20 protein-coding genes are annotated in these 25,357 nt (G+C 54.2%); 14 read left to right on the top strand and 6 right to left on the bottom strand.

Annotation, left to right across the window (positions count from 1 at the left end):
• The first annotated feature begins 390 nt into the window (after window positions 1-390).
• The 7 genes from ABD931_RS25220 (at window position 391) to ABD931_RS25190 (ending at window position 9,386) form a co-directional block, all read left to right on the top strand.
• The gene (locus ABD931_RS25220) at window positions 391-3,597 is read left to right on the top strand and encodes a SusC/RagA family TonB-linked outer membrane protein (RefSeq protein ID WP_345270799.1); all 3,207 of its coding nucleotides are present in this window, start codon (window positions 391-393) and stop codon (window positions 3,595-3,597) included.
• Window positions 3,598-3,617: 20 nt separating this feature from the next.
• Entirely contained in the window at window positions 3,618-5,390 is a 1,773-nt protein-coding gene (locus ABD931_RS25215; protein ID WP_345270798.1) for a RagB/SusD family nutrient uptake outer membrane protein, read from the top strand.
• A 44-nt stretch (window positions 5,391-5,434) separates the two neighbouring features.
• Window positions 5,435-6,499, top strand: coding sequence for a pectate lyase (gene pelA, locus ABD931_RS25210; RefSeq protein WP_345270797.1), 1,065 nt, complete (start codon window positions 5,435-5,437; stop codon window positions 6,497-6,499).
• Window positions 6,500-6,523: 24 nt separating this feature from the next.
• Window positions 6,524-7,540, top strand: a complete 1,017-nt coding sequence (locus ABD931_RS25205) for a pectinesterase family protein (RefSeq protein WP_345270796.1) — start codon at window positions 6,524-6,526, stop codon at window positions 7,538-7,540.
• 15 nt (window positions 7,541-7,555) lie between these two features.
• Window positions 7,556-7,720 carry a hypothetical protein gene (locus tag ABD931_RS25200; protein WP_345270795.1) on the top strand — a complete coding sequence of 55 codons (165 nt, stop codon included), beginning with the start codon at window positions 7,556-7,558 and terminating at the stop codon, window positions 7,718-7,720.
• Window positions 7,721-7,830: 110 nt separating this feature from the next.
• The gene (locus ABD931_RS25195) at window positions 7,831-8,817 is read left to right on the top strand and encodes an alpha/beta fold hydrolase (protein ID WP_345270794.1); all 987 of its coding nucleotides are present in this window, start codon (window positions 7,831-7,833) and stop codon (window positions 8,815-8,817) included.
• A gap of 80 nt (window positions 8,818-8,897) precedes the next feature.
• Window positions 8,898-9,386, top strand: a complete 489-nt coding sequence (locus tag ABD931_RS25190; RefSeq protein WP_345270793.1) for a VOC family protein — start codon at window positions 8,898-8,900, stop codon at window positions 9,384-9,386.
• Window positions 9,387-9,481: 95 nt separating this feature from the next.
• On the opposite strand, the gene ABD931_RS25185 is transcribed toward ABD931_RS25190, so the two are convergent.
• Window positions 9,482-10,645, bottom strand: coding sequence for a zinc-dependent alcohol dehydrogenase (locus ABD931_RS25185; RefSeq protein WP_345270792.1), 1,164 nt, complete (start codon window positions 10,643-10,645; stop codon window positions 9,482-9,484).
• Window positions 10,646-10,839: 194 nt separating this feature from the next.
• Between ABD931_RS25185 and trxA the strand changes: the two genes are divergently transcribed.
• On the top strand, window positions 10,840-11,157 hold the full coding sequence (gene trxA, locus ABD931_RS25180; RefSeq protein ID WP_345270791.1) for a thioredoxin: 318 nt from the start codon (window positions 10,840-10,842) through the stop codon (window positions 11,155-11,157).
• A 135-nt stretch (window positions 11,158-11,292) separates the two neighbouring features.
• The gene (locus tag ABD931_RS25175) at window positions 11,293-11,925 is read left to right on the top strand and encodes a YceI family protein (protein WP_345270790.1); all 633 of its coding nucleotides are present in this window, start codon (window positions 11,293-11,295) and stop codon (window positions 11,923-11,925) included.
• 91 nt (window positions 11,926-12,016) lie between these two features.
• Here ABD931_RS25175 and ABD931_RS25170 read toward each other — a convergent pair whose 3' ends face one another.
• Window positions 12,017-14,725, bottom strand: coding sequence for a PAS domain-containing sensor histidine kinase (locus tag ABD931_RS25170; protein ID WP_345270789.1), 2,709 nt, complete (start codon window positions 14,723-14,725; stop codon window positions 12,017-12,019).
• Between the two features lie 503 nt (window positions 14,726-15,228).
• On the opposite strand from ABD931_RS25170, the gene ABD931_RS25165 reads away from it, so the two are divergent.
• Window positions 15,229-18,186, top strand: a complete 2,958-nt coding sequence (locus ABD931_RS25165; RefSeq protein WP_345270788.1) for a DEAD/DEAH box helicase — start codon at window positions 15,229-15,231, stop codon at window positions 18,184-18,186.
• Window positions 18,187-18,259: 73 nt separating this feature from the next.
• Here the strand turns inward: ABD931_RS25165 and ABD931_RS25160 are convergent, their stop codons facing one another.
• Both ABD931_RS25160 and ABD931_RS25155 read right to left on the bottom strand, forming a co-directional pair.
• The gene (locus tag ABD931_RS25160; RefSeq protein WP_345270787.1) at window positions 18,260-19,669 is read right to left on the bottom strand and encodes a T9SS type B sorting domain-containing protein; all 1,410 of its coding nucleotides are present in this window, start codon (window positions 19,667-19,669) and stop codon (window positions 18,260-18,262) included.
• An 88-nt stretch (window positions 19,670-19,757) separates the two neighbouring features.
• Window positions 19,758-20,267: a phosphoribosyltransferase family protein gene (locus ABD931_RS25155; protein WP_345270786.1), complete on the bottom strand. Its 510-nt coding sequence runs from the start codon at window positions 20,265-20,267 to the stop codon at window positions 19,758-19,760.
• Window positions 20,268-20,367: 100 nt separating this feature from the next.
• Here ABD931_RS25155 and ABD931_RS25150 point away from each other — a divergent pair, with 100 nt between their 5' ends.
• Window positions 20,368-20,937, top strand: coding sequence for a YcxB family protein (locus tag ABD931_RS25150; protein ID WP_345270785.1), 570 nt, complete (start codon window positions 20,368-20,370; stop codon window positions 20,935-20,937).
• Between the two features lie 84 nt (window positions 20,938-21,021).
• Here ABD931_RS25150 and ABD931_RS25145 read toward each other — a convergent pair whose 3' ends face one another.
• Together ABD931_RS25145 and ABD931_RS25140 are read right to left on the bottom strand one after the other, a co-directional pair.
• Entirely contained in the window at window positions 21,022-21,414 is a 393-nt protein-coding gene (locus ABD931_RS25145; protein ID WP_345270784.1) for a Dabb family protein, read from the bottom strand.
• A 90-nt stretch (window positions 21,415-21,504) separates the two neighbouring features.
• The gene (locus ABD931_RS25140) at window positions 21,505-22,734 is read right to left on the bottom strand and encodes an NADP-dependent isocitrate dehydrogenase (RefSeq protein ID WP_345270783.1); all 1,230 of its coding nucleotides are present in this window, start codon (window positions 22,732-22,734) and stop codon (window positions 21,505-21,507) included.
• Between the two features lie 175 nt (window positions 22,735-22,909).
• Here ABD931_RS25140 and ABD931_RS25135 point away from each other — a divergent pair, with 175 nt between their 5' ends.
• The 3 genes from ABD931_RS25135 to ABD931_RS25125 all read left to right on the top strand — a co-directional run bounded on the left by ABD931_RS25135 (window position 22,910) and on the right by ABD931_RS25125 (window position 25,237).
• The gene (locus tag ABD931_RS25135; RefSeq protein ID WP_345270782.1) at window positions 22,910-24,577 is read left to right on the top strand and encodes an amidohydrolase; all 1,668 of its coding nucleotides are present in this window, start codon (window positions 22,910-22,912) and stop codon (window positions 24,575-24,577) included.
• A gap of 85 nt (window positions 24,578-24,662) precedes the next feature.
• Window positions 24,663-24,890: a hypothetical protein gene (locus tag ABD931_RS25130; RefSeq protein WP_345270781.1), complete on the top strand. Its 228-nt coding sequence runs from the start codon at window positions 24,663-24,665 to the stop codon at window positions 24,888-24,890.
• On the top strand, window positions 24,890-25,237 hold the full coding sequence (locus tag ABD931_RS25125; RefSeq protein WP_345270780.1) for a hypothetical protein: 348 nt from the start codon (window positions 24,890-24,892) through the stop codon (window positions 25,235-25,237). The genes ABD931_RS25130 and ABD931_RS25125 overlap by 1 nt, the downstream gene beginning before the upstream one ends.
• Window positions 25,238-25,357: the final 120 nt, after the last annotated feature.

Here is a 25,357-nt window from a genome sequence, read left to right as displayed (position 1 = left end):
ACACTGAAAAACGTAAAAATAAACGGCTACCCTTAACCCTATTTCCAAGCCTGAAAGGCTTGGAGTTTAGTAGTAGGCCAATAAAGAGCTAATCTTCATTTTGTACAAAATAACAAAGTAATAATACGGGTTAGACCTCCTCACCTTTATTTTATCTATTGAAGGTTATTTTCCCGACACGTTACAACACCTACTCAAAATTGTACTGATTGGCAACGTTCCCGGCAACGATTGCGTAAAAAGAGTCTGTTTATTCCTTGCGACCTCCAAAATACGGGTATAGCTTCATAGCGGTACTTAATTGTACCAGCAACAACAACCAACCTATTACATCTCAAAAAACTTCTATTCGAGTTTGTACTGACCATTGTCTGAACATTCAACTACCTTATGAAGACAAACCCATTACTCCTAACCCTGCTCCTGCTTAGCTGCGTGTCCTTTGGTTACGCCCAGCAGACCCGAACCATTACGGGGCAGGTCAAAGACGGCGGCTCCGGCGGTACCCTCCCCGGTGTTAGCATCGTTCTGAAGGGCACCTCCACCGGAACGTCGACCGATGCCGACGGTAAGTACACACTCCGCGTTTCTGAACGCGGTAACATCACGCTGACGTTCAGCTTCATTGGTTACACATCGCAGGAAGTAGCGGTCGGCAACCGCACCACGCTTGATATTACGCTGAGCCCCGACGAAAAAACGCTGAATGAGGTAGTCGTTATTGGCTACGGAACCGTAAACCGCCGGGACCTGACCGGTTCAGTATCGTCGGTAGGCTCGAAGCAACTAAGGGATATACCCATCACTAACGCGGCCGAAGCCATTACGGGCCGGCTGGCGGGAGTACAGGTAACTACCTCTGAAGGGGGACCGGGTGCCGATATCCGCATCCGGGTACGGGGTGGTAACTCCATCACACAGGATAACTCGCCGATTTATGTGGTCGACGGTATTCAGTTAGACAACGCGCTGAACACCCTGAACCCGCAGGATATTGAGACCATCGACGTACTAAAGGATGCCTCGGCAACCGCCATCTACGGCGCACGGGGTGCCAACGGAGTTATCATCATCACCACCAAATCGGGGAAGACCAACAGCCGTACTACCGTAAACTACAACGGTTCGTTTGGTTTCCGCGAGAACCTGAAAAACCTGGGTGTGCTGAAACCGTATGATTATGTATTGTATCAGTACGAGAAAACCCGTGGTAACGCTACCGACAGCACCAGCTTTGCCAACCAGTTTGGTTCCTCATGGGACACGCTGGCCAACTACCGCAACGCACCGTTTATCAACTGGCAGGATGAGGTGTTCGGCCGGAGAGCGGCCTACCAGAACCATAACATTTCGGTGAATGGTGGTAACCGCACCACCAGCTATAACCTGAGCCTGACCAGCAACACCGAAGAAGGTGTGATGCTGCAATCGGCGTTCGACCGGAAACTCGCTAACTTCAAGCTGGATCACAGCATCTCAGACAAGGCTAAAGTTGGTTTTGTCGTGCGTTACCTCGGTCAGCGCGTAGACGGTGCCGGTACGTCGAGCAGTGGTGCCGCCGGCAATAACCGGCTCCGGCACAGCATTCAGTACCAGCCGCTGGAACTGAATCGCCGGGGCTCGGCCTCGGTCATTGACTTCGACGAAGATTATTACAATGCTACCCGCCTGAGCAACCCGATTGTGCTAACCCAGGCGGAGTATCAGAAACGGTACACCAACGCCACCAACATCAGCGGTTATTTCAGCTACCAGTTCATTCCGGGTCTGTCGTTGCGGGTAACAGCGGGTTACGACAATAACGTCGGCCGCGATGATCTTTTCTACAGCAAGGTAACCGGTACAGCCCGCAACTACTCCGGCCTGCCGGTTGCTATGATCCGGAACGCCAATGGCGTGACAATCAACAACGCCAACGTACTGACGTTTAACAGATCCGGTATTGCCGGTAAGCACGACATCGACGCCCTGCTGGGGCAGGAAATCTACCAGACCAGTTCACGCGCTACCGGTCTGGAGACGCGGTATTTTCCTTCAGATATTTCGGCCGAAAAAGCGCTGGCCAACATGAACCTGGGTTCACCTCCGCCGGGTTCGATCCAGCCGCAGCCTACCAGTGCCGAGTCGCAGAGCCGGTTGCTGTCGTTCTTCGGGCGGGTTAACTACTCGTACGATAAGAAGTACCTGGCTACGGTCACCATGCGGGCCGATGGCTCCTCAAAGTTCGCACCCAGCAACCAGTGGGGCTACTTCCCGGCGGCATCACTGGCGTGGCGGTTCTCGCAGGAGAAATTCATGCAGGGGCTGACGTTTATCAACGACGCTAAACTCCGCACCAGCTACGGAGCCGCCGGGAACAACCGGATCAGCGACTTTCTGTTCGCGCAGTTGTACAACACCAGCGGCCAGTACGCCCTCGGCGAAACGGTGCTGCCCGCGTTTGCCCCGGCCTCGCTGGCCCAGCCGAACCTGACGTGGGAAACCACCTACTCCCGTAATATTGGTCTGGATGTGAGCTTATGGAGCGGTCGGGTGCAACTGTCGGCCGATGTATATAACAACCTGACGAAAAACCTGCTGGTGAACCTGCCGATCCCGTCTACTTCCGGCTACACCACGCAGATCAAAAACGTGGGCGCTACCTCCAACCGGGGTGTCGAACTGCAGTTGAGTGCCAATGTCATGCGGACCAAAGATTTTAACTGGACCACCAACTTCAACATCTCATTCAACAAAAACCGGGTCGAAGACCTGGGACCTGTGCAGCAGCAGACCACTAACTCGGGCTGGCAGGGCAGCGACGGTGCCGACGATTACATCCTGAAAGTAGGCCAGTCGGTCGGTCAGATGTACGGTTTCGTAACAGATGGCTTTTACAAAGTGGATGATTTCAACTACAACGCCACTACCCGGACGTATACACTGAAAGAAGGCGTACCGACCGCAGCCGCCATCTTTGGCGCTCCGCAACCCGGCACTATCAAACTAAAGGACCTGAACGGCGACGGCGTTATCCGGCTGGAAGACGACCGGACCATCATCGGCGACGCCAATCCGAAGCATATTGGCGGTTTCAACAACCAGTTTACGTACAGGAACTTCGACTTCAGCGTGTTCATGAACTGGGTGTACGGCAACAGTATCTACAATGCCAATAAGATCGAACTGACATCAGGCTTCTACCGCAACGTAAACATGCTGGATGTGATGGCCGACCGCTGGAAGACTGTAAACGCACAGGGCCAGGTCGTAACCGACCCGACTGAACTGGCCGCGCTAAACGCCAACGCCCAGATCTGGCAGCCCATTACCAACAACCGGCCGTACCTGCACTCGTGGGCGATTGAAGACGGCTCATTCTTGCGGATCAACAACGTTACGCTGGGCTACTCGCTGCCGAAGACGCTGATTAATAAGGTAAAAATGCAGAACGCCCGGTTCTTCGGAACCGTCAACAACCTGGCGACGCTGACGAACTATTCCGGCTTCGATCCGGAGGTAAACGCCCGCCGGTTTAATCCGCTGACGCCCGGTGTCGACTTTGCGGCTTATCCGAAAACGCGTACCTACGTTATGGGTGTCAATATCACGTTCTAACCTCCCAAGCATTACACGCAATGAAAGCAACTCGTTCCTATAAAGTTTTGGCCCTGGCCGCGGCTCTGTCGCTGGCCGGTCTGTCGGCCTGCAAAGAGTACCTGGCCGTTGAACCCATCTCGCAGTTCGACAACCAGGCGGTTTTCTCCAACGTCAGCAACGCTACGCTGGCCGTACTGGGGGCCTACGATCCGCTCTCGGGCGATAACGGCTACGGCATCCGCATCAGCATGTACTACCCATATGACTCCGACGAAATGATGACCAGCGGGAACCTCGACAACGGTCGGCGGGGTATCGGCCGGTACGACCTCCGCTCGGGTAATACGGAACTGACCAACCCCTGGAATGAACTCTACAAAGGCATTGAGCGCGCCAACCTGTGCATTGAGCAGATCCCGCAAATGTCGCTGTACAGCAACGGCACGGCTGCGGAGCAGAAAGAACTGCGCCGGCTGCATGGCGAAGCGCTGACGCTGCGGGCACAGTATTACCTCGAACTGATCCGCACCTGGGGCGATGTTCCGGCACCCATGAAGCCCTCGTACCAGCAGACGGATCTGTTTCTGGAGAAAGAAGATCGCGATAAAGTATACGACCAGTTGCTGGATGACCTGAAAGTAGCTACCGACCTGGTACCCTGGCGGACCGATGCCGGAGTACGTAACGAGCGCATCACCAGGGGAGCCGTAAAAGCCCTGCGGGCGCGGATGGCACTGTACCGGGGCGGCTACTCGCTCCGGCGCGAAACCAAACAGATGGAGCGCCGGGCCGACTACCTGAAGTACTACCAGATTGCCCGCGACGAAACGGCGGAGCTGATGCAGCGCCGGGATCAGCACACCCTGAATGCCAGCTACGAAGACCTCTTTAAGCGATACGTCAACGGCCTGCAACCCGATCCGGCTTACGAGATTATGTTTGAGGTGGGCTCCGCCGGTAACAGCGCCCAGTCGGATAGCAAGCTGGGCTACTACAACGGTCCGCGGCTCGATGCCAACTCGCGGTATGGTCAGGGCGGGGGCGGTATCAATGCGCTGCCGACCTACTTCTACGCCTTCGACTCAACAGATGTGCGCCGGGACGTAACCATCACGATTTACCAGGTAGCCGCCACGAACGTGAAAAGCCCGCAGCGTCTGACTACCATTACCGATGGTAAGTTCCGCCGTGACTGGCGAAGTCCGCTGCTGCCCGGCTCAGCGCAGAACTTAGGGATAAACTGGCCACTGATTCGGTTCTCCGACGTGCTGCTGATGTTTGCCGAGGCCGAGAACGAACTCAAAAACGGACCCACACCCGCAGCCATTGCCGCCTATGAAGAGGTTCGGAAGCGGGCGTTTAAAGGCGACGCCGGCAAGATCGGAGTAACGCCAACGACCAAACAGGCGTTCTTCGAGGCCGTTGTCAACGAGCGTTTCCTGGAGTTTGGGGGCGAAGGTATCCGCAAATACGATCTGATCCGCTGGAACTTGCTGGAAGCCAAGATCAAAGAGACCCGCGCCAACCTGACTGATCTGATGAACGCTTCCGGCAGATACGCCAACGTACCCCGATACATGTTCTATCGCAACAACGGTGAGGAGATGGTTTTCCTGAACTCTCTTTACAAGCCGACAACACTGACCACCGCCCCAACCGGCTGGACCCGCGTAGACTGGCGGCAGAACGTTACCGCTACCTATGTCACGAGCGTAGCGCAGTACTTCACCCCCAACAAAAGCGAACTGTTCCCGATCAACCAGGCCGCGCTGGACGCCAATCCGAAGCTGAAGCAGGATTACGGATATTAATGATGAACGATGAATGTGTAATGATTAATGTGTAACGAACAACGATGAGCAGTAAGGCAAGTAGGGGTAAATGCATTCGCATACTTTTTTTAGTAGTTATACATTGTTCATTACTCGTTCAAACAAAGGCGCAGGCGGTAACGGTCGCCGTCGACTCGGTGGCGGAGCGGATGCTGCTGTACCAGCGGGATAACGGGGGGTGGCCGCAGCCGGGTGGCGATCCTATCAAGTATGGCCAGGGGCTGACGGTAGTGCAACAGAATAAGCTCAGGGCGGAGAAAGGAAAACTGGACGCGACCATTGATGACCAGGCTACTACGCGGGAGATCAACTATCTGGTACAGGCGTTTCAGCAAACAGAGAACCCGGCCTATCGTCAGGCGGCTGAGCGCGGTATTCGCTACCTGCTCGTGGCGCAGAACACCACTGGTGGGTGGGGGCAGTTTTATCCCGATACCAGCGGTTATCACAAGCACATCACCTATAACGACCAGGCAATGATCGACGTGATGTGGGTCATGAAGTACACCGCCGACGGCACGCATGGCTTTGATGCTGTAGATAAAACGCTCGGCCCACAGGCCCGCACAGCCGTTGATCGAGGTGTACAATGTATCCTTAAAACGCAGTACAAACAGCAGGGCAAACTGACCGCCTGGTGTGCGCAGCACGACCGGAAAACACTTCTGCCGGCCAATGCCCGCGCCTTTGAACTGGCCTCTCTGAGTGGTAATGAGAGCGTGGGTATTGTGGAGTTTCTGATAAGTCTCGACAACCCCTCACCCGAAATCAGGCAGGCTGTGCATGCGGCTGTAGCGTGGCTGGAGTCGGTGAAGCTGACGGGCATTGCTATTAAACGTGTTAAAGCCCCCTCGCAACCCAGAGGACAGGATGTAGTTGTGGTACAGGACTCCAATTCCACGCTCTGGGCCCGGTTTTACGATCTTGACACCAATACGCCCTTCTTCTGCGGCCGCGATGGCGTAAAGAAGAAAAGCCTGGCCGAGATCGAAAACGAACGCCGGACCGGGTATGCCTGGTACGGCACCTGGCCCGCCAAACTCCTGTCCAAAGATTATCCGGAGTGGGTAAAAAAGTGGGGGCACTAATCTTTTCTGACCAGATTTCCGATCATGACTCGTGTAAACGCAGGCGCTGTTCGCCTTTCCTTGTTTTTGCTCGCTTGCTGCACCCTGTTTGCTTCACTCGCTGTTGCACAGAAACAGCGTCTGGTGGTAGCGCAGGACGGCAGTGGTGATTACAAAACAGTGCAGGCTGCCCTGGATGCTGTTCCGCAGAATAACCCCAACCGGATTACGATCCTGATCAAAAAAGGCATTTACAGGGAAAAGCTCTCGCTCGACTCTACCAGGCATTACGTCACCCTGATTGGAGAAGATAAAGCAAATACAACTCTGACGTACGACGATTATTCTGGCAAGACACTGGCCGACGGTACGAAACTGACCACATCCACCTCCGGTTCGTTCTACATCTTCGCCAACGATTTCCGGGCCGAGAACCTGACGTTTGAAAACACCGCCGGACCAGTGGGGCAAGCCGTAGCTGCGTTTGTCACCGGCGACCGGGCCGTATTCATCAACTGCCGCTTTCTGGGCTTTCAGGATACACTGTATACCGGCAGTCCGCGCCATTACGGCCGCCAGTACTACAAAGACTGCTACATCGAGGGCACCACCGATTTCATCTTCGGCTCGGCCACGGCGGTATTCGACCACTGCACCATCTTCAGCAAAAAGGGCGGGCAATACATCACGGCTGCATCAACACCGGAAGGCAAACCGTTCGGTTACGTCTTTGTAGACTGTACCCTGATCGGCGACGCGCCCAAAGCGGGTGTATATCTGGGCCGGCCGTGGCGGAACTTTGCGCAGACCGTATTCATCCGCACCCGCATGGGCAAACACATCCGCCCCGAAGGCTGGCACAACTGGAGCAAACCGGATGCCGAGAAAACCGCTTTTTACGCCGAATACGGGTCCGAAGGCCCCGGTGCTTATCCGCAGACGCGGGTTGCCTGGTCCAAGCAACTTACTAAAGAAGAAGTGCAGCGGTACGACCGGAGCAATGTCCTGGCCGGCCATGATCAGTGGAAGCCTTTATTGAAAGCAACCAAAGTAAATTTCTAAATATACCCTAAATCCGTGGAGCCAGGTATCGAATCAACTATCCCCGACAACGCAGAAGACAACCCACCCTTCAGCCAGCCCAATGTTTGTCCTGTTCATACCGACCTGCTGGTATTGGCAAATATCCGAGCCTTACAGCTCGATCTCTCCGACCGGTTAGTAGGGTCTGAGAACGATTAACCGTCTTAAGCTACCCGTATAGGACAGCTGTAAATTCAAGCCCGAAGGGGTGTTAGGATAATAGTATGTATAAAATCATCGCTATCTGTGTTCTGCTTTGCCTATGTCCTATGCTGACGCTGGCCCAGCGAACCAATGGCCTGACCGGCATACCGGATACTTCCTTTACCGTGTACAGCGCCTACGTAAAAGCGCAGAAAACGCATCCCGGCATTCGCATTGCCGCCCCGGCCCTGCCGCCCAATGTACAGGCCAGAATGAATGTGGTCTACTGCAACCGGAACGGTCGGGATCTGCACCTCGACGCGTTTTATCCGGTTAACCAATCAACTAATCTTAACCAGCACCGTCGGGTTAACCAATCAGCCAACCGCAACCAACCTCGTCCGGCGGTGCTGCTGATTCATGGCGGGGGCTGGCGGTCGGGCGACCGTTCGCAGCAGATACCGATGGCGCAGCAGTTGGCGGCCAACGGCTACGTGGCCGTCACCGCCGAATACCGCCTGTCGACCGAAGCGCTGTACCCCGCTGCCGTGCATGATCTAAAGGCGGCCATTCGGTGGCTCCGCGCCAACACTCGTGAGTACAATATTGATCCCAATAAAATTGCTGTGCTGGGCTGTTCGGCGGGCGGGCAACTGGCGGCTCTGCTGGGTACGACCGGCAATAGGAACGAATTGGAAGGTACCGGGTGCCAGTCTGAACAATCCAGCGCGGTGCAGGCCATTGTGGATGTCGACGGCGTGCTGGCGTTTATCCACCCGGAGTCCGGCGAAGGCGACGATAGCCGCTCCACTTCAGCCGCTACCTACTGGTTCGGCGCGTCCAACACCGAAAAGCCGGAGCTATGGCGCGAAGCCTCCGCGCTGACCTACGTCGATAAGCACACTCCACCCATCCTGTTCCTGAACAGTTCCGTCGACCGGATGCATGCCGGTCGCGACGATATGATCGGCAAACTGAACGCACAGGGCATTTATTCCGACGTACACACCTTTGCCGATGCGCCCCACCCTTTCTGGCTATTTCACCCCTGGTTCGAGCCGATGATAACCTATACAGTAAGCTTTCTGAACAGGGTGTTTAACAAGAAATAATCCTGTCATCCTCCAATTCCTCTGATGTATTCGTAGTTTGCGGCTGCGATTTACGCGGTTGTTCCGTAAACCGAAAGCGTATGGCTTACACAATTCCTGCTCAAACCCGCATCGGTCATGTCCACCTGAAGGTAGCGGACCTGGACCGGGCACTGGCCTTTTACTGCGACCTGCTGGGCTTTACGCTGATGCAGATGTACGGCAACGATGCCGCCTTTATCTCGGCCGGTGGCTACCATCACCATATCGGGCTCAATACCTGGTACAGCAAAAATGCCCCACCGGCTCCGGTTCGCAGTGCGGGGCTGTTCCATACGGCCATTCTGTATCCGGAGCGGAGAGACCTGGCCGTAGCATTTCAGCGGCTGCGGGAAGCTAACTACCCGCTGACGGGTGCCTCCGATCATGGCGTTTCGGAAGCCCTTTACCTGAATGATCCCGACCAGAACGGCGTTGAACTCTACTGGGACCGTCCCCGCGATGAGTGGCCGCTGAACGACGAAGGCGGTTTGGAGATGTTCACCCGGCCGCTGAACCTGGAGAGCCTGCTTCGGGAATTGCAGAAATAGCAGGACGCGTTGCTTTTCCTTTGCGGTATTATCCTACAACACAGAAGCCCCGACCAGCACTGGTCGGGGCTTCTGATTGCCTGTTTGCCGAAGGCTTACGGCTTCAGCACTACCTTTACGCAGTTGTCTTCCTTCTTATTGAAAATGTCGTACATACGGGATGCTTCGCTCAGCGGCACTTCGTGGGTAATAATGTCGTTGAGCACTACCTGACCACTCTGCACCAGATCCAGCAGGTGATCAATGTACCGGTGTACCCAGGCCTGCCCACCCATCAGTTTGATACCTTTGTCGAACCATTTATAGAGCGGAAAATTGTCGTACGGTGATCCATAAACACCCACCACCGTGACAACCCCGGCGCGTCGGACGGCATCCAGGCACATTTCCAGCACCTTCATGGAGCCTTTTTCAAACTGCACCACGTTCATGGCTTTTTCAAACGCAGAGCGGTGTGCTTCCATACCCACGGCATCTACGCACACATCGGCTCCGTAGCCGCCGGTCATTTCGCGAATCACTTCGATTACGTCCATTTGCCGGGCGTTCAGTATTTCGGCATTGGCCGATTTACGGGCCATATCCAGCCGGTACGGTTCAATATCCACGCCAATAACCCGACCCGCACCCTGCAGCCAGGCCGACTTCATGGCCATAATTCCCACCGGACCAGCCCCAAATACCACCACGGTTTCACCCCCTTTCAGCTCGGCCCAGTCAATGGCAGCCCAGCCGGTCGGGAAAATATCGGTCAGAAAAAGAACCTGCTCGTCGGTCAGGTTATCGGGCACTTTGCGGGGCCCATAGTCGGCATAGGGTACCCGCACGTATTCGGCCTGGCCACCGTCATAACCGCCATATAGATCAGTGTAGCCGAACAGGGCCGCACCGGCACCTTTGGCCTTGATCAGTTCGCCTTCCGGTCCATAAGTTTTGTGGTTAGAGTTTTCACAGTGGGTAGGCAGGCCATTGGAGCAGAAGAAACAACCACCGCAGGAGATTGGGAACGGCACCACCACCCGGTCGCCAACCTTCAGGTTGGGAACGCCCGGCCCCACCTCTTCCACAATTCCCATAAACTCGTGGCCCAGCACCATACTTCGCGGCTGCGGCACCATACCGTTGTAAATGTGCAGGTCGGAGCCGCAGATGGCGGTGGAAGTGACGCGGAGAATGGCATCGCGGGATTGCTCAATGCGCGGGTCCTCTACGGTCTCCACGCGAATGTCTTTAGGCTTGTGAAAAACGGCTGCTTTCATAATGAAGAAAATTAGAAGAGATTGCTCCGGATAGCGGATACGTGGTTTAACCCGGAAACGCAGCCGTGGTTTCATTAAATTGATTATCCGACAGATTATGTAGAATAGTATCCGCCGAGCGCCGGCGAACTGTATGCCGGCGTCGCTTGTTTTATAAACAGAGACAACCTGTTCAACCGTAAGCAGCAACTCCTATGAGCCAAACACAGCAGAAAGAAACGTTTCAGGATATTATCCGGGGCGACAAACCCGTGCTGGTCGATTTCTTTGCCGAATGGTGCGGCCCCTGCAAAATGATGGCCCCGACCCTGAAGCAACTCGCCGAGCGGGCCGGCGATAAAGTCCGGATTGTGAAAGTAGACATCGACCGGAGCCGGTCAGCCGCCAATCAATACCAGATTCAGAGCGTGCCGACGCTGATCCTGTTTCACAAGGGTAAGATTGTCTGGCGGCAGTCGGGCGTGCAGCCGCTGCACAAACTGGAGGCCCTGGTGAAGCAACATGCCGGCTAAGCAGTTTCCCGGCCGTTAATTAATTAGTTTGGAAAAATATTGACAGTCGGGAATTTTTCGGAAAAATTAAATGTATATACAATAGATGTGATTACACATTACTAAAGGATTTAACCCAACTATCTCGTTACAGTTATGAATTTTCGTACCATCCTCCTGTCGGCCTCAGTAGCCGTACTATCCCTGGGCTTTACGCCGAACACACCTAAAGCCGTTGAGTACAAGGCCGACAAGCAGCAAACCAAAATTACCTGGCTAGGCAAAAAAGTAACCGGTGAGCATAACGGCTCCATCAGCCTGGCCGACGGTAAGCTCACGACCAAAGGTAACACCATCACCGGTGGTATCTTTACCATCGACATGACCTCCATCACCAACGCCGATCTGACCGATGCCGGGTACAACCAGAAGCTGGTAGGCCACCTGAAGTCGGACGATTTCTTCGGCACCGAGAAGTATCCCACCTCAACGCTGGTGCTGACCAAAGTAACGCCAACGGGTAAGAATCAGTACAAGGTAACCGGCGATCTAACCATTAAGGGTATTAAGAAGCCCGTTGAGTTTCCGGCTACCATTACGATGGATGGCAACCAACTGCGCGGCAAGGCGAAACTGGTCGTTGATCGTACCAAATATGACATCCGATACGGCTCCGGCAGCTTCTTTGATAACCTGGGCGATAAGGCCATCAACAACGATTTTGAGCTGACCATTGATCTGGTCGCCGTCAAAGCAGGCAATACCGTATCCACCGCATCCGTTAAGTAATTCCTGATTGCTTATTAATTGGGAATTGACCCACCGTGTACTTGCCCCGGTAACCAATGGTTGCCGGGGCTTTTTTGTGCCGCACAGTGCGTCAAAGCCGAGAGTCTGCGTTTTTGCTCATGGCCGGCAGGTAAATCCGGAAGGTGGCCCCCTGGCCGGGCCGGCTGCTGGCGGTGAGCAAGCCCTGGTGCCGCTCTACAACCCGGCGGCAGATGGCCAGACCAATACCGCTGCCGGGATACTGGCTGCGGCCGTGCAGGCGCTGGAAAATCTGAAAGATGCGCTCCTGGTGCTTTTCTTCAAAACCGATGCCGTTGTCGCTGACGCTGATTTCCCACCAGACCGGCTCGCTTCGCTGTTGCAGGGCCGGGGGCAACTCCTGCCCCTGAAGACTCCGGGCGCTTACCTGTACAGACGGAGGCTCACCGGGCTGGGTAAACTTTAAGGCATTACCCAACAGGTTGTTGAACAACTGCCAAAGCTGGCTGGTATCACCCCAGACAACCGGCAGGCGATCGATGGCCAGAACAGCGTTTGTTTGGGTAATGACCGGCATCAGATCACCCTCTACCTGCTGCAATACCTCTGTGAGCGACACGGGTGCAAACGGCTGACCGTGCGTTGAAATCCGGGAATAAGCCAGAATATCCTGAATCAGGCCCGACATCCGGGCCGAGGCCGATTGCATCCGGCGGATGAGATCCTGCCCCTCGGCGGGTATGGTCGATACGTACTGGCTCACCAGCAGGTCGCCAAACGCCTGAATTTTCCGCAGCGGTTCCTGCAAATCGTGGGAAGCTACGTAGGCGAACGACTGTAGGTTTTCGTTCGATCGGCGCAACTCTTCGTTGGCGGCTTCCAGTTGGCGCTGATTAGCCCGCAGCTTTTCTTCGGCCCGTTTCTCGGCCGTTTTGTCCATCACCGTCAGTACCATACCGTCGTCGCGCTTCACCACCGATAGGTTATACCAGCCTTTGCCCTGGCCGTAGTCGTACTCCACATCCTCCCGGAACGGCACGCCTGTTTCCACCACGGCAATGTACTTGTCCAGCAGACCGTTGGTAGCCACATCCGGGAAGAATTCCAGCATCGTATGACCCAGTAACTGCTCATCCGTCCGGTTTACCCGCCGGCGGTTAGCCTCGTTCTGTAGCACATAGCGAAAATCGATGATCTTACCGGTTTCATTGCGCAAAGCATCAAAAGCAATTATCCCGTTTTGGGAACCATCCAGTACCGTACGCAGCATCCGGGCCTGTTCCTCGGTCTGCCGCTGCGCTCTCTTCAGCTCATTAATAACCTGGTACATAGACACTATCCGATCCGCATCGAGCCGTACTACCTGGCAGTTCAAATAATTAGCGTAGCCGTCGTGCACATAATGTTCCTCAAACTGCTGGGGCTCTCCAGTTTCCAGCACCGCTTCAAATGCCGGCCAGAACCGGGATTGGCGGACGCCCGGAAACAACATCAGAATGGATTGCCCGATTACCTCTTCCCGGCTAAGACCCGACTCCCGCAGGCCCTCGTCGCCGATATACTCATAGTACAAATCGACCAGCTTACCCTCAGTATCCCGAACCACCTTAAAGATCGCTATGGCGTGGAGCATAGTGGCCAGTACTGCCCGGAACGTATCGGCCTGATACTGCCGCTCCTGTTCGGCCTGCCGGGCCTCCAGCTCCGATTTTTTCAGTGGCGTTACGTCCAGATACGTATAGAGGAGCGCATCGCCCATAGGAATAAACGCGCCGTCGAACCAGCCGTTCCAGGTATACCCCACATACGGAAATACTTCATTTTTCGGCAGGCCCGACTCCACTACCGCTACCATGCCTCGGAACAGATCCGAATCCTGCCAACCCGGAAAAACCTCATTGATCAGTCGCCCGGTCATCTCCTCCACGGTTTTACCGCCCAGCCGGGCGTTGTACGCATTCGTCAGCCGGTACCGAAAATCAATGATCTGCCCGGTTTGCGGCTCACGCATCGCATCGACCAGCATTAAGCCGGCCTGAATGTTATCGATTACGGTTTGCAGCAATTCCGTCTGCCGGTGATTGCGCTGGCCGGTTATATCGTCAAAGCAGGCCAGTACGCCGTTCTCATACGGGGTGAGCCGCTGCCGCAGCCACCGTCCGCGCTCGGCCAGATAGTGATCGGCCTCCTGGGTCAGGCCCGATTCGATAACCTGCACCCAACGATCAAAAAGGCCCATGACCCGACCGGCGGGGTCACAGGTGCGCAGGGTTTGTGTGAGCAGTTGCCGGCAGGAAAAGCCCGTCAGCTCCGCCATAGCCGTGTTACACTCCTCCACCTGAACGTCGACAATCCGGCCCTCAGCGTCATGCAGGGGTAGGCCGAACAGCAGTCCGCAGGTGGCCGTCTCCAGCAGTTGTCTTAACAGCCGATCCGCTGATGTTTGTGATTCATTCGAACTATCCTGATACATCATCATAATGCCGTCTTCGGCGGGAAAAACAGACAGATCGTAGTAGCGTAAGGCCGACCGGCCACTTAAGCCCTGCCGGAAACGAACAGGGTGCTGATGGGTAATCACATCGTCGGCCAGTTGTATAACCCAGCGAACGGCAGGTTCCCACTCCGCTTTTGGCCGTAAGGTCGATAGTCGGGTGCCGGGCACCAACGGGCTCCCTGTCAGGCTATCCTGAGGGCTGATCATCCCCACGATCAGGTCTGCAATCTGCCTGTCTTTACCCCGAACGGCGGTGAAGGAGATCACTCCGCCGGCCGGTAGCGTGAGGGGCAAATAGACCAAAGCAGTGGGGGCGGCCTTCATAACGTCAGGTAGTTTGTGGTGGCTGATTACCAGCGAAATTAAAACGCGTTTCCCGTGTATTTATCACCAAAATAGTAAGGAATGGGCAAGAAAAATACTTAGTTTTTTCGTAAGGTTTCAATAATACGTTTCAACTTTACAAACAGCGCTTACATCATGGTACCCATCATTAGGCTTCAGCCAGGATCGTTTATGCCGGGCTGGCAGGGGCCTATACCGAATCTTCTTTCTCAGCGCACAAAGGTAGGTACCAGCTGCCACTTCTCTGGTTAATCGTGACCAAATCCTAACGTTTCTTTATTTTCTTTTTTCTTCATTTGTCATTTTGGTTTGGCGTTGTATATTTGAAATCGTTGCTTTTCAAAACGGAAGCCAATCTGCTCGTTTTAAGCAATTTTGTTCCTTGCGCTGCCTGCCTGTCCGTGGTGCTTGTCCGATGTGAGTAGTGGCTTACACTGGTGCGCATTCTGTTGAATTTTTGGCCGTTATCATCCTTTTCCCTTATGAAGGTCTCACCAACCGAACCGTATCAAATTGTGTATTCTCTGCTGGAGCATGAATTTCTGGGCTATCTGATTGAGGCCTTTGTGGTTCAGCTCAACGGCCGGGGCGAACTCACACTGCTCAACCAAACGCTGTCGACCCAGAACGCGGGAGAGTTTGCCGACGGCCTCGACGAGCGGGATTTCAACTCGATCCGGCTCATTGAAGCCATTCAGCAGGATGTAATTCTGAAAAAGTACAACACCCGAAAGCTGCCCTCTGTTGATTTTTTTCTGAAAACCTACGACCCACAAAAAGGCGATAAGCTGATTCAGGAAGCCATTGCCGACTACCTGGAGCGGATGAAGGCCCGGATTCTGCCCAGCATTGTCGGCAAACCCCTGTACATTATGGGCAACGATGGTAATCCGGCCTGGCAGGCCGTTGACTGGATGACCGAACCCGCCCGGATTTTTTTTCATTTCGTTCGTAACGCCGACTCGACCCACTATTTTCCCATTATTCGGTATCAGGATACCCGCGTTGAATTTCAGTTTAAAAATGCCTTGCTGCTGTGCGATGACCCGGCCTGGATGATGGTTGACAATAAGCTCTACCATTTTGACAAACTGATAGATGGTAAGAAACTGCGGCCGTTTCTGAATAAAAACCACATTGTTATTCCTAAAAACATTGAGGATCAATACTACCAGCGGTTTGTGGCCCCGCTGATTGCCGCCTACGATGTGTTTGCCAAAGGCTTTGAAATCCGGACCGAAACCCTTGCCCCGGTGCCGGTGCTGACCGTGGCCGAGCAGCCGGCGACCAGCCAGCCGGTCTCCACCGCCTTGTATGCGGGAGCGGCCGTGGGCGACGACGACGAGCCGGAGCGACAGGAGTCGGACCGAATGCGTTTTGAGCTTTTCTTCCAGTACGGCACCTTCCTGTTTCGCTACGACAGTTCACCCGCTACCACGGCCAATGTAAGCCTGGAGAAAAAAGGCGACGAGTACATCTTCTATAAAGTCCGACGCGACACCCGCACGGAAACGCAAAAGCTGCTTTGGCTGAAAGAGAACGGACTGGACCTCAAACAGGGCTTTATCACACTGGGCAAGGGCGAAGCCTTTGAGTGGCTGTCGAGCCGGGGCCATACCCTGCACCATGCCGGCTTTGTAGTCCGGCAGCCGGTGACAAACGCCAAGCGTTACTTCCTCGGCTACTCATCCATTCAGGTGTCTATTCAGGAGGACCGCGACTGGTTCGACATCTACGCTAAGGTTCGTTTTGGCGAATTCGAGATTCCGTTTATCAGGCTCCGTTCGCTGATCCTGAACAAGAAGCGGGAGTTTACCCTCCCCAATGGCGAAATAGCCGTTATTCCCGAAACCTGGTTCACCAAGTATTCGGAGCTGCTCACGTTTCTGGAACATCCCGACGGCAGCGACCAGCTTGTGCTGCGTAAGCATCACCTGGCGCTGGTGCAGGACCTGGAGCGCGATAGCCTGGCTACCACCGTCATCAGCCGCAAGCTCGAACGGCTCCGCAACTTTGAGGAAATTGAGAGCAATCCCTTACCCGACGGCTTTGTCGGAACGCTGCGCCCCTACCAGAAAGCCGGGTACGACTGGATGAACTTTCTGAATCAGTACCGCTTTGGCGGCTGCCTGGCCGATGATATGGGGCTTGGAAAGACCGTGATGACCCTGGCCATGCTACAGGCGCAGAAAGAAGCCGGCGCACCCGAGCCGTCGCTGCTGGTTATGCCTACCTCCCTGCTGTACAACTGGGAGCTGGAGGCCCGCAGGTTTACGCCTGACCTTCGGCTAATGGTTTACACCGGCACCTACCGCGACAAAAACACCGGGCAGTTCGACGATTATGACCTGATCCTCACCTCCTACGGCATTGTGCGCATTGATATTGATCTGCTAAAAGACTACCGGTTCAACTATGTCATTCTGGACGAGTCGCAGGCGATTAAAAACCCCTCCTCGCACATTACCAAAGCCGTTATGCAACTCAATGCTGGTCACCGGCTTATTCTGACGGGCACACCGCTGGAAAATAGCACAATGGATTTGTGGGCGCAGATGACCTTTATCAATCCCGGCCTGCTGGGCAGCCAGACATTCTTCCGCAACGAGTTTCAGTTACCGATTGAAAAGCGCAACGACGAGCAGAAAACGCAACGGCTGTATAGCCTGATCAAACCATTTATGCTCCGGCGCAACAAAGCGCAGGTCGCCACCGATCTGCCCGAAAAGGTAGAGAGCATTCATTACTGCGAAATGACTACCGATCAGGCCCAAAAGTACGAGGAAGCTAAATCGTACTACCGTAACCTGATCCTGGAGCAGATCGAAGAAAACGGCATGGCCAAGTCGCAGATGGTGGTTTTACAGGGCCTGACCAAACTCCGCCAGATTGCCAATCACCCCCGCCTGATCGACGAAACCTATGAGGGCGATTCCGGCAAACTTGACGATGTGTTGATGCGCCTGGAAAGCGCCATGGCCGAAAACCACAAGGTTTTGGTATTCAGCCAGTTTATCAAGCACCTCAACGTGTTTCGGCAGTACCTGAAGGCCCAGCAGATCAGCTACGCTTATCTGGACGGCTCCACGCAGGACCGGCAGTCGCAGGTAAAGCTGTTCCAGACCGACGATTCCATCAAGCTGTTTCTGATCTCGCTCAAAGCGGGTGGCCTTGGGCACAACCTGACGGCTGCCGATTACGTATTTATCCTGGACCCCTGGTGGAACCCCGCCATTGAAGCGCAGGCCGTGGATCGGGCGCACCGCATCGGGCAGGAGAAAACGGTCTTTACCTACAAGTTCATCACCAAAAACACCGTAGAGGAAAAGATCCTGGCCCTCCAGCGTTCCAAGCAAAAACTAGCCAGCGACCTCATTTCCAGTGAAGAAAGCTTCGTCAAATCCCTGACCAAAGAGGATGTGATGGCGCTGCTCGAATAATGATGAACGATAAACGAAGAATGTGCTGACGCGCCCATAAGTTACTCCGAAGCAACACGTTCATCATTCATCATTACCGCATTAATTCAACCCACCCCTTCAGTTCCCGCTTCAATCTTGCGTTTTGCAGGCGGTAATAGTATAGCCCCGTGGGAAGGTTGACACCGTCCCAGTCGTTGGCATAGGCTTCGGACTGGTAGACGCGCTGTCCCAGACGATTGTAGACGGTAAGCTGCCAGGGAATCACCTGTATGTTGTCGATGTAAAAGGTTTCGTTGCGGCCGTCACCGTTGGGGGTAAACACGTTGGGGACCGGGCCGGGACAGTCTAAAAAATCCACCCGAATGGTATCGGTAAGGCGGCAGTAGCGGGAAGGAATAGTCAGGATGTAAGTGCCATCGGTACTGACGGTCAGTTGCGAGGCTGTAGAACCGGTATTCCACTGAAACGTATTCAGCGGATGACTGGCCCGGAGTACCAGTTGCTCACCCCGGCACAGCACGGTATCGGACGGCAGCGAAATGGCCGGCTCCACCGTAATGCGCAGGGTATCGCTTACGCTACAGGCCCCCCGCGTTGCTGTAACGGCGTAAACGCCGGCTTGCCGGATCAGATAACGTGGCCGGTTGGTACCATCCTGCCAGCGAAAAGTCGTATTCAGCGAATCAGGCAGTACCACGGACAATGACTGGCCGGCGCAAAGCGTTGTATCGGCCCCAAGATTCGCCACCGGAATCCGGTCAAACACTTCCCTGACCAGTACATCGTCGATCAGGTAATACGCGGCATTGCGGGGTAACTCGCCCGTTACCACTTCAATGCGGGTTTGGGCATCCGCATAAAAATTGCCGATCGTTAAATACGTATATGCATCGTCGGCCACAAAGCAGGCCGAAACCTTCACCCAGCTTCTTGTTTCCCGCAGCACTTCGGTCTCGTTGATCTGCGGCCTGCTGGGTAATATATACCCAATGCCAAACGGACCCGTACCCAACCCGATGGGAGTAGCGGAAAAAGACATACCCAGGTTGTTGGAAGCGGTGTTGCTGGTCACCTCCGTCGACGAGTTGCCGGGGCGCCTATCGAGCAGTAAGACATACATTTCGGCGTAGTAGGTGCCTCCTTTCTTCAGCGGTTGTCTCAGTTTAACCTGGATGTACTCCCGGTATGAACCCGTACGCGCTACGTAGGTATAGAGTCCCAGGCATTTAGTGCCGGTGCGGGGCTGCATTTCAAACTGATTCAGGCGCTGCTGACAGTTTTGGGTCAGTATGTCGGCAGCCGACCACATATCGGGCGTACCGGGCGTAGGCGCATACCAATCGGTTATGTACTCACTGACGTTCTCATTCTGCCGGGTAAAATCACATTGCGGCCTTTTGATTTCCTCAAAACTCGGATTGGGCACCAGATTCTGCCCCATAACCGGAAAGTTCAGGGTGAAGAGTACCAGACAGCAGTATCGGACGGTGGCGAACAACACAGGGTAAAAGCTGTTTCTATAATCGACTATTTCGGCATAACAGGTAGTAAGGCACGTAATTCCGGCGGGACTGGCAAGCCGGACCCAGTTAGTGCAGATACACGCCCACCCGGTTCTGATCGCTCAATACAACCTCTACGTGTTCGGTCAGCGTGGTCGACAGTTCGTAGCCGATATAATCGGCCGACACCGGGTAGCGCGGATGGTTACGGTCGACCAGCACGGCCACCTGCAATTTGCGCACCGGCACAATCAGAAACGGCTGCAAACTGAACGTCAGGGTACGACCGGAGTTTAGCACATCATCCACCACAATCACAACTTTATCGGCAAACTCAGCCTCCGGATTATCGATCTGAATCGGCGGCTGGGCCTTTTTCGTTTTGTCCAGGTCGATATGCAGCAACGTAACCGCCTGTGGAGCAATCTGGTTTAATTCTTTTTCCAGCAATTGGGCAAACACATATCCCTGGCCCGAAACACCCGCCAGTACCAGCGCCGACTCCTCGAAGTTATTCTCGTAAATCTGAAAAGCAATCCGCCGGATCTTCTGCTGTAGCTGCTCGGCGGTCAGTATCTGGGTTGGCTGCGAACTCATGCGATCCTAAAAGATTTGGCTGCAAATTACACCGAAGTTGCCTATTTTTGTGCCTTCATTGTAAAGAGGCTGCCGAATACCCATCGGTTGATGAGTGATTATGATTATCAAAACAAAAAAATACGCTTTAGATACCAAAACGTACATAAATCTGGCCATCCGGAACTGGTTAAAAACAAACTGGTACTGGGGTTTTATTCCTCTGGCGCTGATTCTCCTGAACGTGATCCTGAACGTAACGGGCGTTTACCCCAATATCTGGATTTACATTGTGGTGGTGCTGCTCACTATTCTGTACATCGTGTTCTGGGCCATTCAGTTTACGGGCGTTACGCAGTCGGAGCAGTTTAAGCCCATGTTTCAGAAGTACGTCTACGAAATCGACAGCCGCCAGATTCTGATGCGTATCAATGCCAAAGAAGGCGGTATTCTGAAGTGGAACCAGATCCGGGGCGTGCAGAAAGAAAAAAATGCCTACGTGCTGATGCTGGCTAATGAAGATGCCATTTCATCGATGTCGATGAACTTTGTTATGAAAGCGCTGGCGAAGCAGATGGCCCGCGCCCAGTTTCTGTACCTGCCGTACAGCATTTTTACGACCGAAAATGACCTGCGCTTCATGGATGTCCTGCTGAAGCGGAAGGGGCTGCTGGCTGAGAGTGAGAAATAGCATGTACCCCGGAATGTAATTCCGGCCGGTTAGCTACCAGCAAGGTAGTTAACAGCCGGAATTACATTCCGGAGTACATACACTTTACTTCCCCTTATTTGTAAAATCCACCACCGTTACCTCGGCCAGCCAGGGGCCAACGATCTTACCGAATTCTTTGTGCGCAGGGTGCGGCAGGTAGGTATCCCGATCTTTTTCGTTGTCGAAGGTCAGGATGAAAGCGTGAGTTAAGCCTTTGTTGAGGTTTTCGGGGCTGTTGTTGGTGCCCCACTGAAAGCCTTTGATCTCCTTAATTTTAGAGGGCAGCGCTTCAAAAGCAGCCACAATCTCGTTTACTTTCGCCGGCGTGGTCTCCGGCTTGAATTTAAACAGCACAATATGCTGCAATACAGGTCCATTCATTTTTTTTCCGGTTTGGGCAAAAGCGCCTGCAGACAACAGGCAGGTAAAAGCCAGCAGTGCAACAAATCGTTTCATAAGGTTCTACAGGTAATTTGATAAGAGAAGCGCCACCCCAAACAGGGCAGCGCTTCAAAAAGTAGCCGCTTGGGCCAATATACTGTTAGGTTATTTCTCTACCGATTGACTCAGCTTTTCCTGTAGGTTGGTGTCCAGTGCCTCCAGGAACTCTTCAGTATAAAGGTAGTGCAGCCCGTGCTTCACGTCGTTGCCGTATACCGACACCGCCAAATCTTTGGTCATTTTTCCGCTCTCGACAGTTTCAATACATACTTGTTCCAGGGCGTTGCAGAAGTCAATCAGAGGCTGGTTACCGTCCAGCTTACCCCGAAAAGCCAGACCACGGGTCCAGGCAAAGATCGAGGCAATGGGGTTGGTCGAGGTTGGGTTACCTTTCTGGTGCTCGCGGTAGTGACGCGTCACGGTGCCGTGGGCCGCTTCGGCTTCCATCGTCTTGCCGTCCGGCGTTACCAGTACCGAGGTCATCAGACCCAGAGAGCCAAAACCCTGGGCAACGGTATCCGACTGCACATCGCCGTCGTAGTTCTTACAGGCCCACACAAAGTTCCCTTCCCACTTCAGCGCCGAGGCCACCATGTCGTCGATCAGGCGGTGCTCGTAGTGTACGCCTTTCGCTTTGAATTCGCTCTGGTAAATTTCTTCGAAAATGTCCTTAAACCGGCCGTCGTATTTCTTCAGAATGGTGTTTTTGGTCGACAGGTACAGCGGCCAGTTTTTCTGAAGCGCCATGTTGAAACACGCCCTGGCAAAGCCCCGGATCGACTCGTCGGTATTGTACATACCCATAGCCACGCCGGCACCTTTGAAGTTATAGACTTCGTACTCCTGTAGAGTGCCGTCTTCGCCTTCAAACTTCATGGTCAGCTTACCCGGACCCGGCACCACAAAATCGGTAGCGCGGTACTGGTCACCGAAGGCGTGACGGCCAACGATGATCGGCGCTTTCCAGTTGGTTACCAGACGCGGTACGTTCTGAATCACAATGGGCTCGCGGAACACCGTACCGTCCAGGATGTTCCGGATGGTACCGTTGGGCGATTTCCACATCTGCTTCAGGTTAAATTCTTTCACGCGGGCCTCGTCCGGGGTAATCGTGGCACATTTGATACCTACGCCATACTCCCTGATGGCATTGGCCGCGTCGATGGTTACCTGGTCGTTGGTCTCATCGCGATACTCAACACCCAGGTCATAATATTTGATGTCTACGTCGATGTAGGGGAGAATCAACTTGTCCTTAATGAATTTCCAGATAATGCGGGTCATTTCGTCGCCATCCAGTTCGACAACCGGATTAGCCACTTTAATTTTCTCCATGTGCTTCGATTTGTAAATCAGATGAAACGATTCGGGAATTAACGCGCAAAAGTACTAATAATGCCGGAACAGGGAAAACAATATTCCGATGTTCTCATTCCTGCGGCCTTAATTACCTTTTTCCGTATATTTATCCGGTAATGCGCTTAACAACCTAACTTTATTTGGCTTTTCCATGAAAATTTTTACCAAATGGCTGTTATTGGCAATGTCGCTCCCGACGCTGCTGGTGGCTCAGCCCAAAAAACCGAAAACCGCCGACAAGGGCCTCGACAAATTAAAGCAGGAGGCTATCGCCGAGGTAGAGAAACGCAAAGACCTCGGTCAGCAGATCAACGATATGCTGTTCAGCTTCTCCGAATTAGGCTTTCAGGAAGAAGAAACGTTTAAGTACCTGACGACGCTGCTGGAGAAAGAAGGCTTTACCATCCAGAAAGGTATTGCCAACATGCCTACCGCCTGGATTGCCACCTGGGGTTCGGGTAAGCCGGTAATCGCCATCGGCAGCGACGTCGACTGTATACCGAAAGCCAACCAGAAGCCCGGTGTAGCCTATCATTCTCCGCTGGTTGAAGGCGCTCCCGGCCATGGCGAAGGCCATAACTCGGGTCAGGCCCTCAACATTGTAGCTGCGCTGGCGGTGAAACAACTGATGGAGCGGGAAAAAATACCGGGCACGCTGATGCTCTGGCCGGGGGTGGCCGAAGAACTCGTGGCCGCTAAGGCGTTTTACGTGCGGGATGGTTACTTCAAGGATGTCGATGCCTGTATCTTCACCCACGTGGGCAATAACCTGGGCGTTTCGTACGGTGATGCCGGAAACACGGGTCTGGTATCAGTGAAGTTTAGTTTTGAAGGGCAGGCTGCCCACGCAGCCGGGGCACCCTGGCGCGGCAAGAGTGCCCTGGATGCCGTCGAACTGATGAACATCGGCTGGAACTTCCGGCGCGAACACCTGGAGATCAGCCAACGCTCGCATTACGTGATCTCAGACGGGGGCGATCAGCCTAATGTAGTACCGTCTAAAGCCGCCGTTTGGTACTATTTCCGCGAGCGCAGCTACCCCAAAATCAAGAAGCTGTTCGACACCGGTGTGAAAATAGCGGAAGGTGCTGCACTAATGACCGACACCAAGTTTACCTACGAGATTCTGGGGTCTGCCTGGCCGGGGCACTTCAACAAACCCATTGCCGAGGCCATGTACGAGAACATCCGGAAAGTTGGCCTGCCGACCTGGTCGGAAGAAGATCAGCTACTGGCCAAAGCCAGCCAGATGGAAATGCAGGCGCCCAAAGTGGAAGGGCTGGCCAGTACGCTCGACACCATCGGCCTGCCCGCCGGTGCCCCAACCATGATGATGGGCGGACAGGCCATATCCATGAACGCCGGCTCCGACGATATTGCGGACATTTCGTGGTCGCTGCCGACGGTGGTGCTGCGCTACCCGTCCAACATTCCGGGCCTGCCGGGTCACCACTGGTCCAACGCTATTTCGATGGCGACGCCCATTGCCCACAAAGGGATCATTGCCGGTGCCAAGGCCGAAGCCATGACGCTGCTCGACCTGCTGACCAAACCCGACCTGATCAAAAATGCCTGGGCGTATTACAAGGAGGAGCAAACCAAAGACGTGAAGTACACCCCGCTGATTTCGCCCAAGGAAATACCGGCCGTATACCTGAACCGGGAGATCATGGCCAAATTTAAACCGGAGCTGAAGAAATACTACTACGACCCCAGCAAGTATAAAACCTACCTGGAGCAGTTGGGCATCAAGTACCCGACCCTCCGCGAGGATCAGCGGGCCGAACTGCTCAAACCCAAAGAGTCCAAAGGCAAGTAGGATTGAGAATTGGTACGCCGTCGCGGTTCAGATTTGGGAATTGATATACCTTGAAAAGCAGAAAGGCGGGCATTGACCCGCTTTTTTGTCTGGGGGCCCCTGGAATAGTGTCACCTGCCGCAACGGTTATTTTTATATTGCCGAAGGGGGCGAAACAGCCGGGGATACTATCGTCCGCGTGTCCCGCAATGGGGAGCGCCGGGTTCTCATCGCTAACCTGCCCACTATGGGCGATCATCACACCAACGGCCCGGTTATCGGCAACGACAATTACCTGTATTTTTCTACCGCACCGCCACCAACAGTGGCGTAGTGGGTGAAGATACCTTCAAGTCCGGCTGGCTGAAGCGCCAGCCCAACTTCCATGATATTCCGTGCCAGGACATTACGCTCACGGGCCAGAATTACTCCACCGAAAACGTACTGGCCGACAGTACAAGGTTACCACGGGTACCTTTCTGCCCTACGGTACGCCTTCGCCCCCCCAACCAGGTCATTAAAGGGCAGATTCCGTGCAGCGGGGCCGTCATGCGCATTCCGCTGGACGGCGGGGCGCTACGGCCAGCAGGTCTATATGATGCACTGCCAGCCCTGTCACCCGCAGGGATAAAGAGCCGCCGGGTGGCCATTTCCCCAGGTTCCTGTTCCGGGTATCGCTAATAAATTCCGGGTCCGTAGTAAAGCCTTTTCGCTGGGACTGGGTAAAATGCCGTCTTTCAGGCAGGACAGAAACCGGACAACCTGGTGGCTTATCTGAAAGCAATGCGGAAGAACAATACC

The organism is Nibrella viscosa (genome assembly GCF_039541875.1).
Classification (GTDB): domain Bacteria; phylum Bacteroidota; class Bacteroidia; order Cytophagales; family Spirosomataceae; genus Nibrella; species Nibrella viscosa.
This window is presented reverse-complemented; position numbering and strand designations above follow the sequence as displayed.

Excerpts from the sequence above, each read along its gene's own strand:
- ABD931_RS25220 (WP_345270799.1), top strand. The coding sequence starts at position 391 with ATGAAGACAAACCCATTACTCCTAACCCTGCTCCTGCTTAGCTGCGTG.
- ABD931_RS25215 (WP_345270798.1), top strand. The coding sequence starts at position 3,618 with ATGAAAGCAACTCGTTCCTATAAAGTTTTGGCCCTGGCCGCGGCTCTG.
- pelA (WP_345270797.1), top strand. The coding sequence starts at position 5,435 with ATGAGCAGTAAGGCAAGTAGGGGTAAATGCATTCGCATACTTTTTTTA.
- ABD931_RS25205 (WP_345270796.1), top strand. The coding sequence starts at position 6,524 with ATGACTCGTGTAAACGCAGGCGCTGTTCGCCTTTCCTTGTTTTTGCTC.
- ABD931_RS25195 (WP_345270794.1), top strand. The coding sequence starts at position 7,831 with ATGCTGACGCTGGCCCAGCGAACCAATGGCCTGACCGGCATACCGGAT.
- ABD931_RS25190 (WP_345270793.1), top strand. The coding sequence starts at position 8,898 with ATGGCTTACACAATTCCTGCTCAAACCCGCATCGGTCATGTCCACCTG.
- ABD931_RS25185 (WP_345270792.1), bottom strand. The coding sequence starts at position 10,645 with ATGAAAGCAGCCGTTTTTCACAAGCCTAAAGACATTCGCGTGGAGACC.
- trxA (WP_345270791.1), top strand. The coding sequence starts at position 10,840 with ATGAGCCAAACACAGCAGAAAGAAACGTTTCAGGATATTATCCGGGGC.
- ABD931_RS25175 (WP_345270790.1), top strand. The coding sequence starts at position 11,293 with ATGAATTTTCGTACCATCCTCCTGTCGGCCTCAGTAGCCGTACTATCC.
- ABD931_RS25170 (WP_345270789.1), bottom strand. The coding sequence starts at position 14,725 with ATGAAGGCCGCCCCCACTGCTTTGGTCTATTTGCCCCTCACGCTACCG.
- ABD931_RS25165 (WP_345270788.1), top strand. The coding sequence starts at position 15,229 with ATGAAGGTCTCACCAACCGAACCGTATCAAATTGTGTATTCTCTGCTG.
- ABD931_RS25155 (WP_345270786.1), bottom strand. The coding sequence starts at position 20,267 with ATGAGTTCGCAGCCAACCCAGATACTGACCGCCGAGCAGCTACAGCAG.
- ABD931_RS25150 (WP_345270785.1), top strand. The coding sequence starts at position 20,368 with ATGATTATCAAAACAAAAAAATACGCTTTAGATACCAAAACGTACATA.
- ABD931_RS25145 (WP_345270784.1), bottom strand. The coding sequence starts at position 21,414 with ATGAAACGATTTGTTGCACTGCTGGCTTTTACCTGCCTGTTGTCTGCA.
- ABD931_RS25140 (WP_345270783.1), bottom strand. The coding sequence starts at position 22,734 with ATGGAGAAAATTAAAGTGGCTAATCCGGTTGTCGAACTGGATGGCGAC.
- ABD931_RS25135 (WP_345270782.1), top strand. The coding sequence starts at position 22,910 with ATGAAAATTTTTACCAAATGGCTGTTATTGGCAATGTCGCTCCCGACG.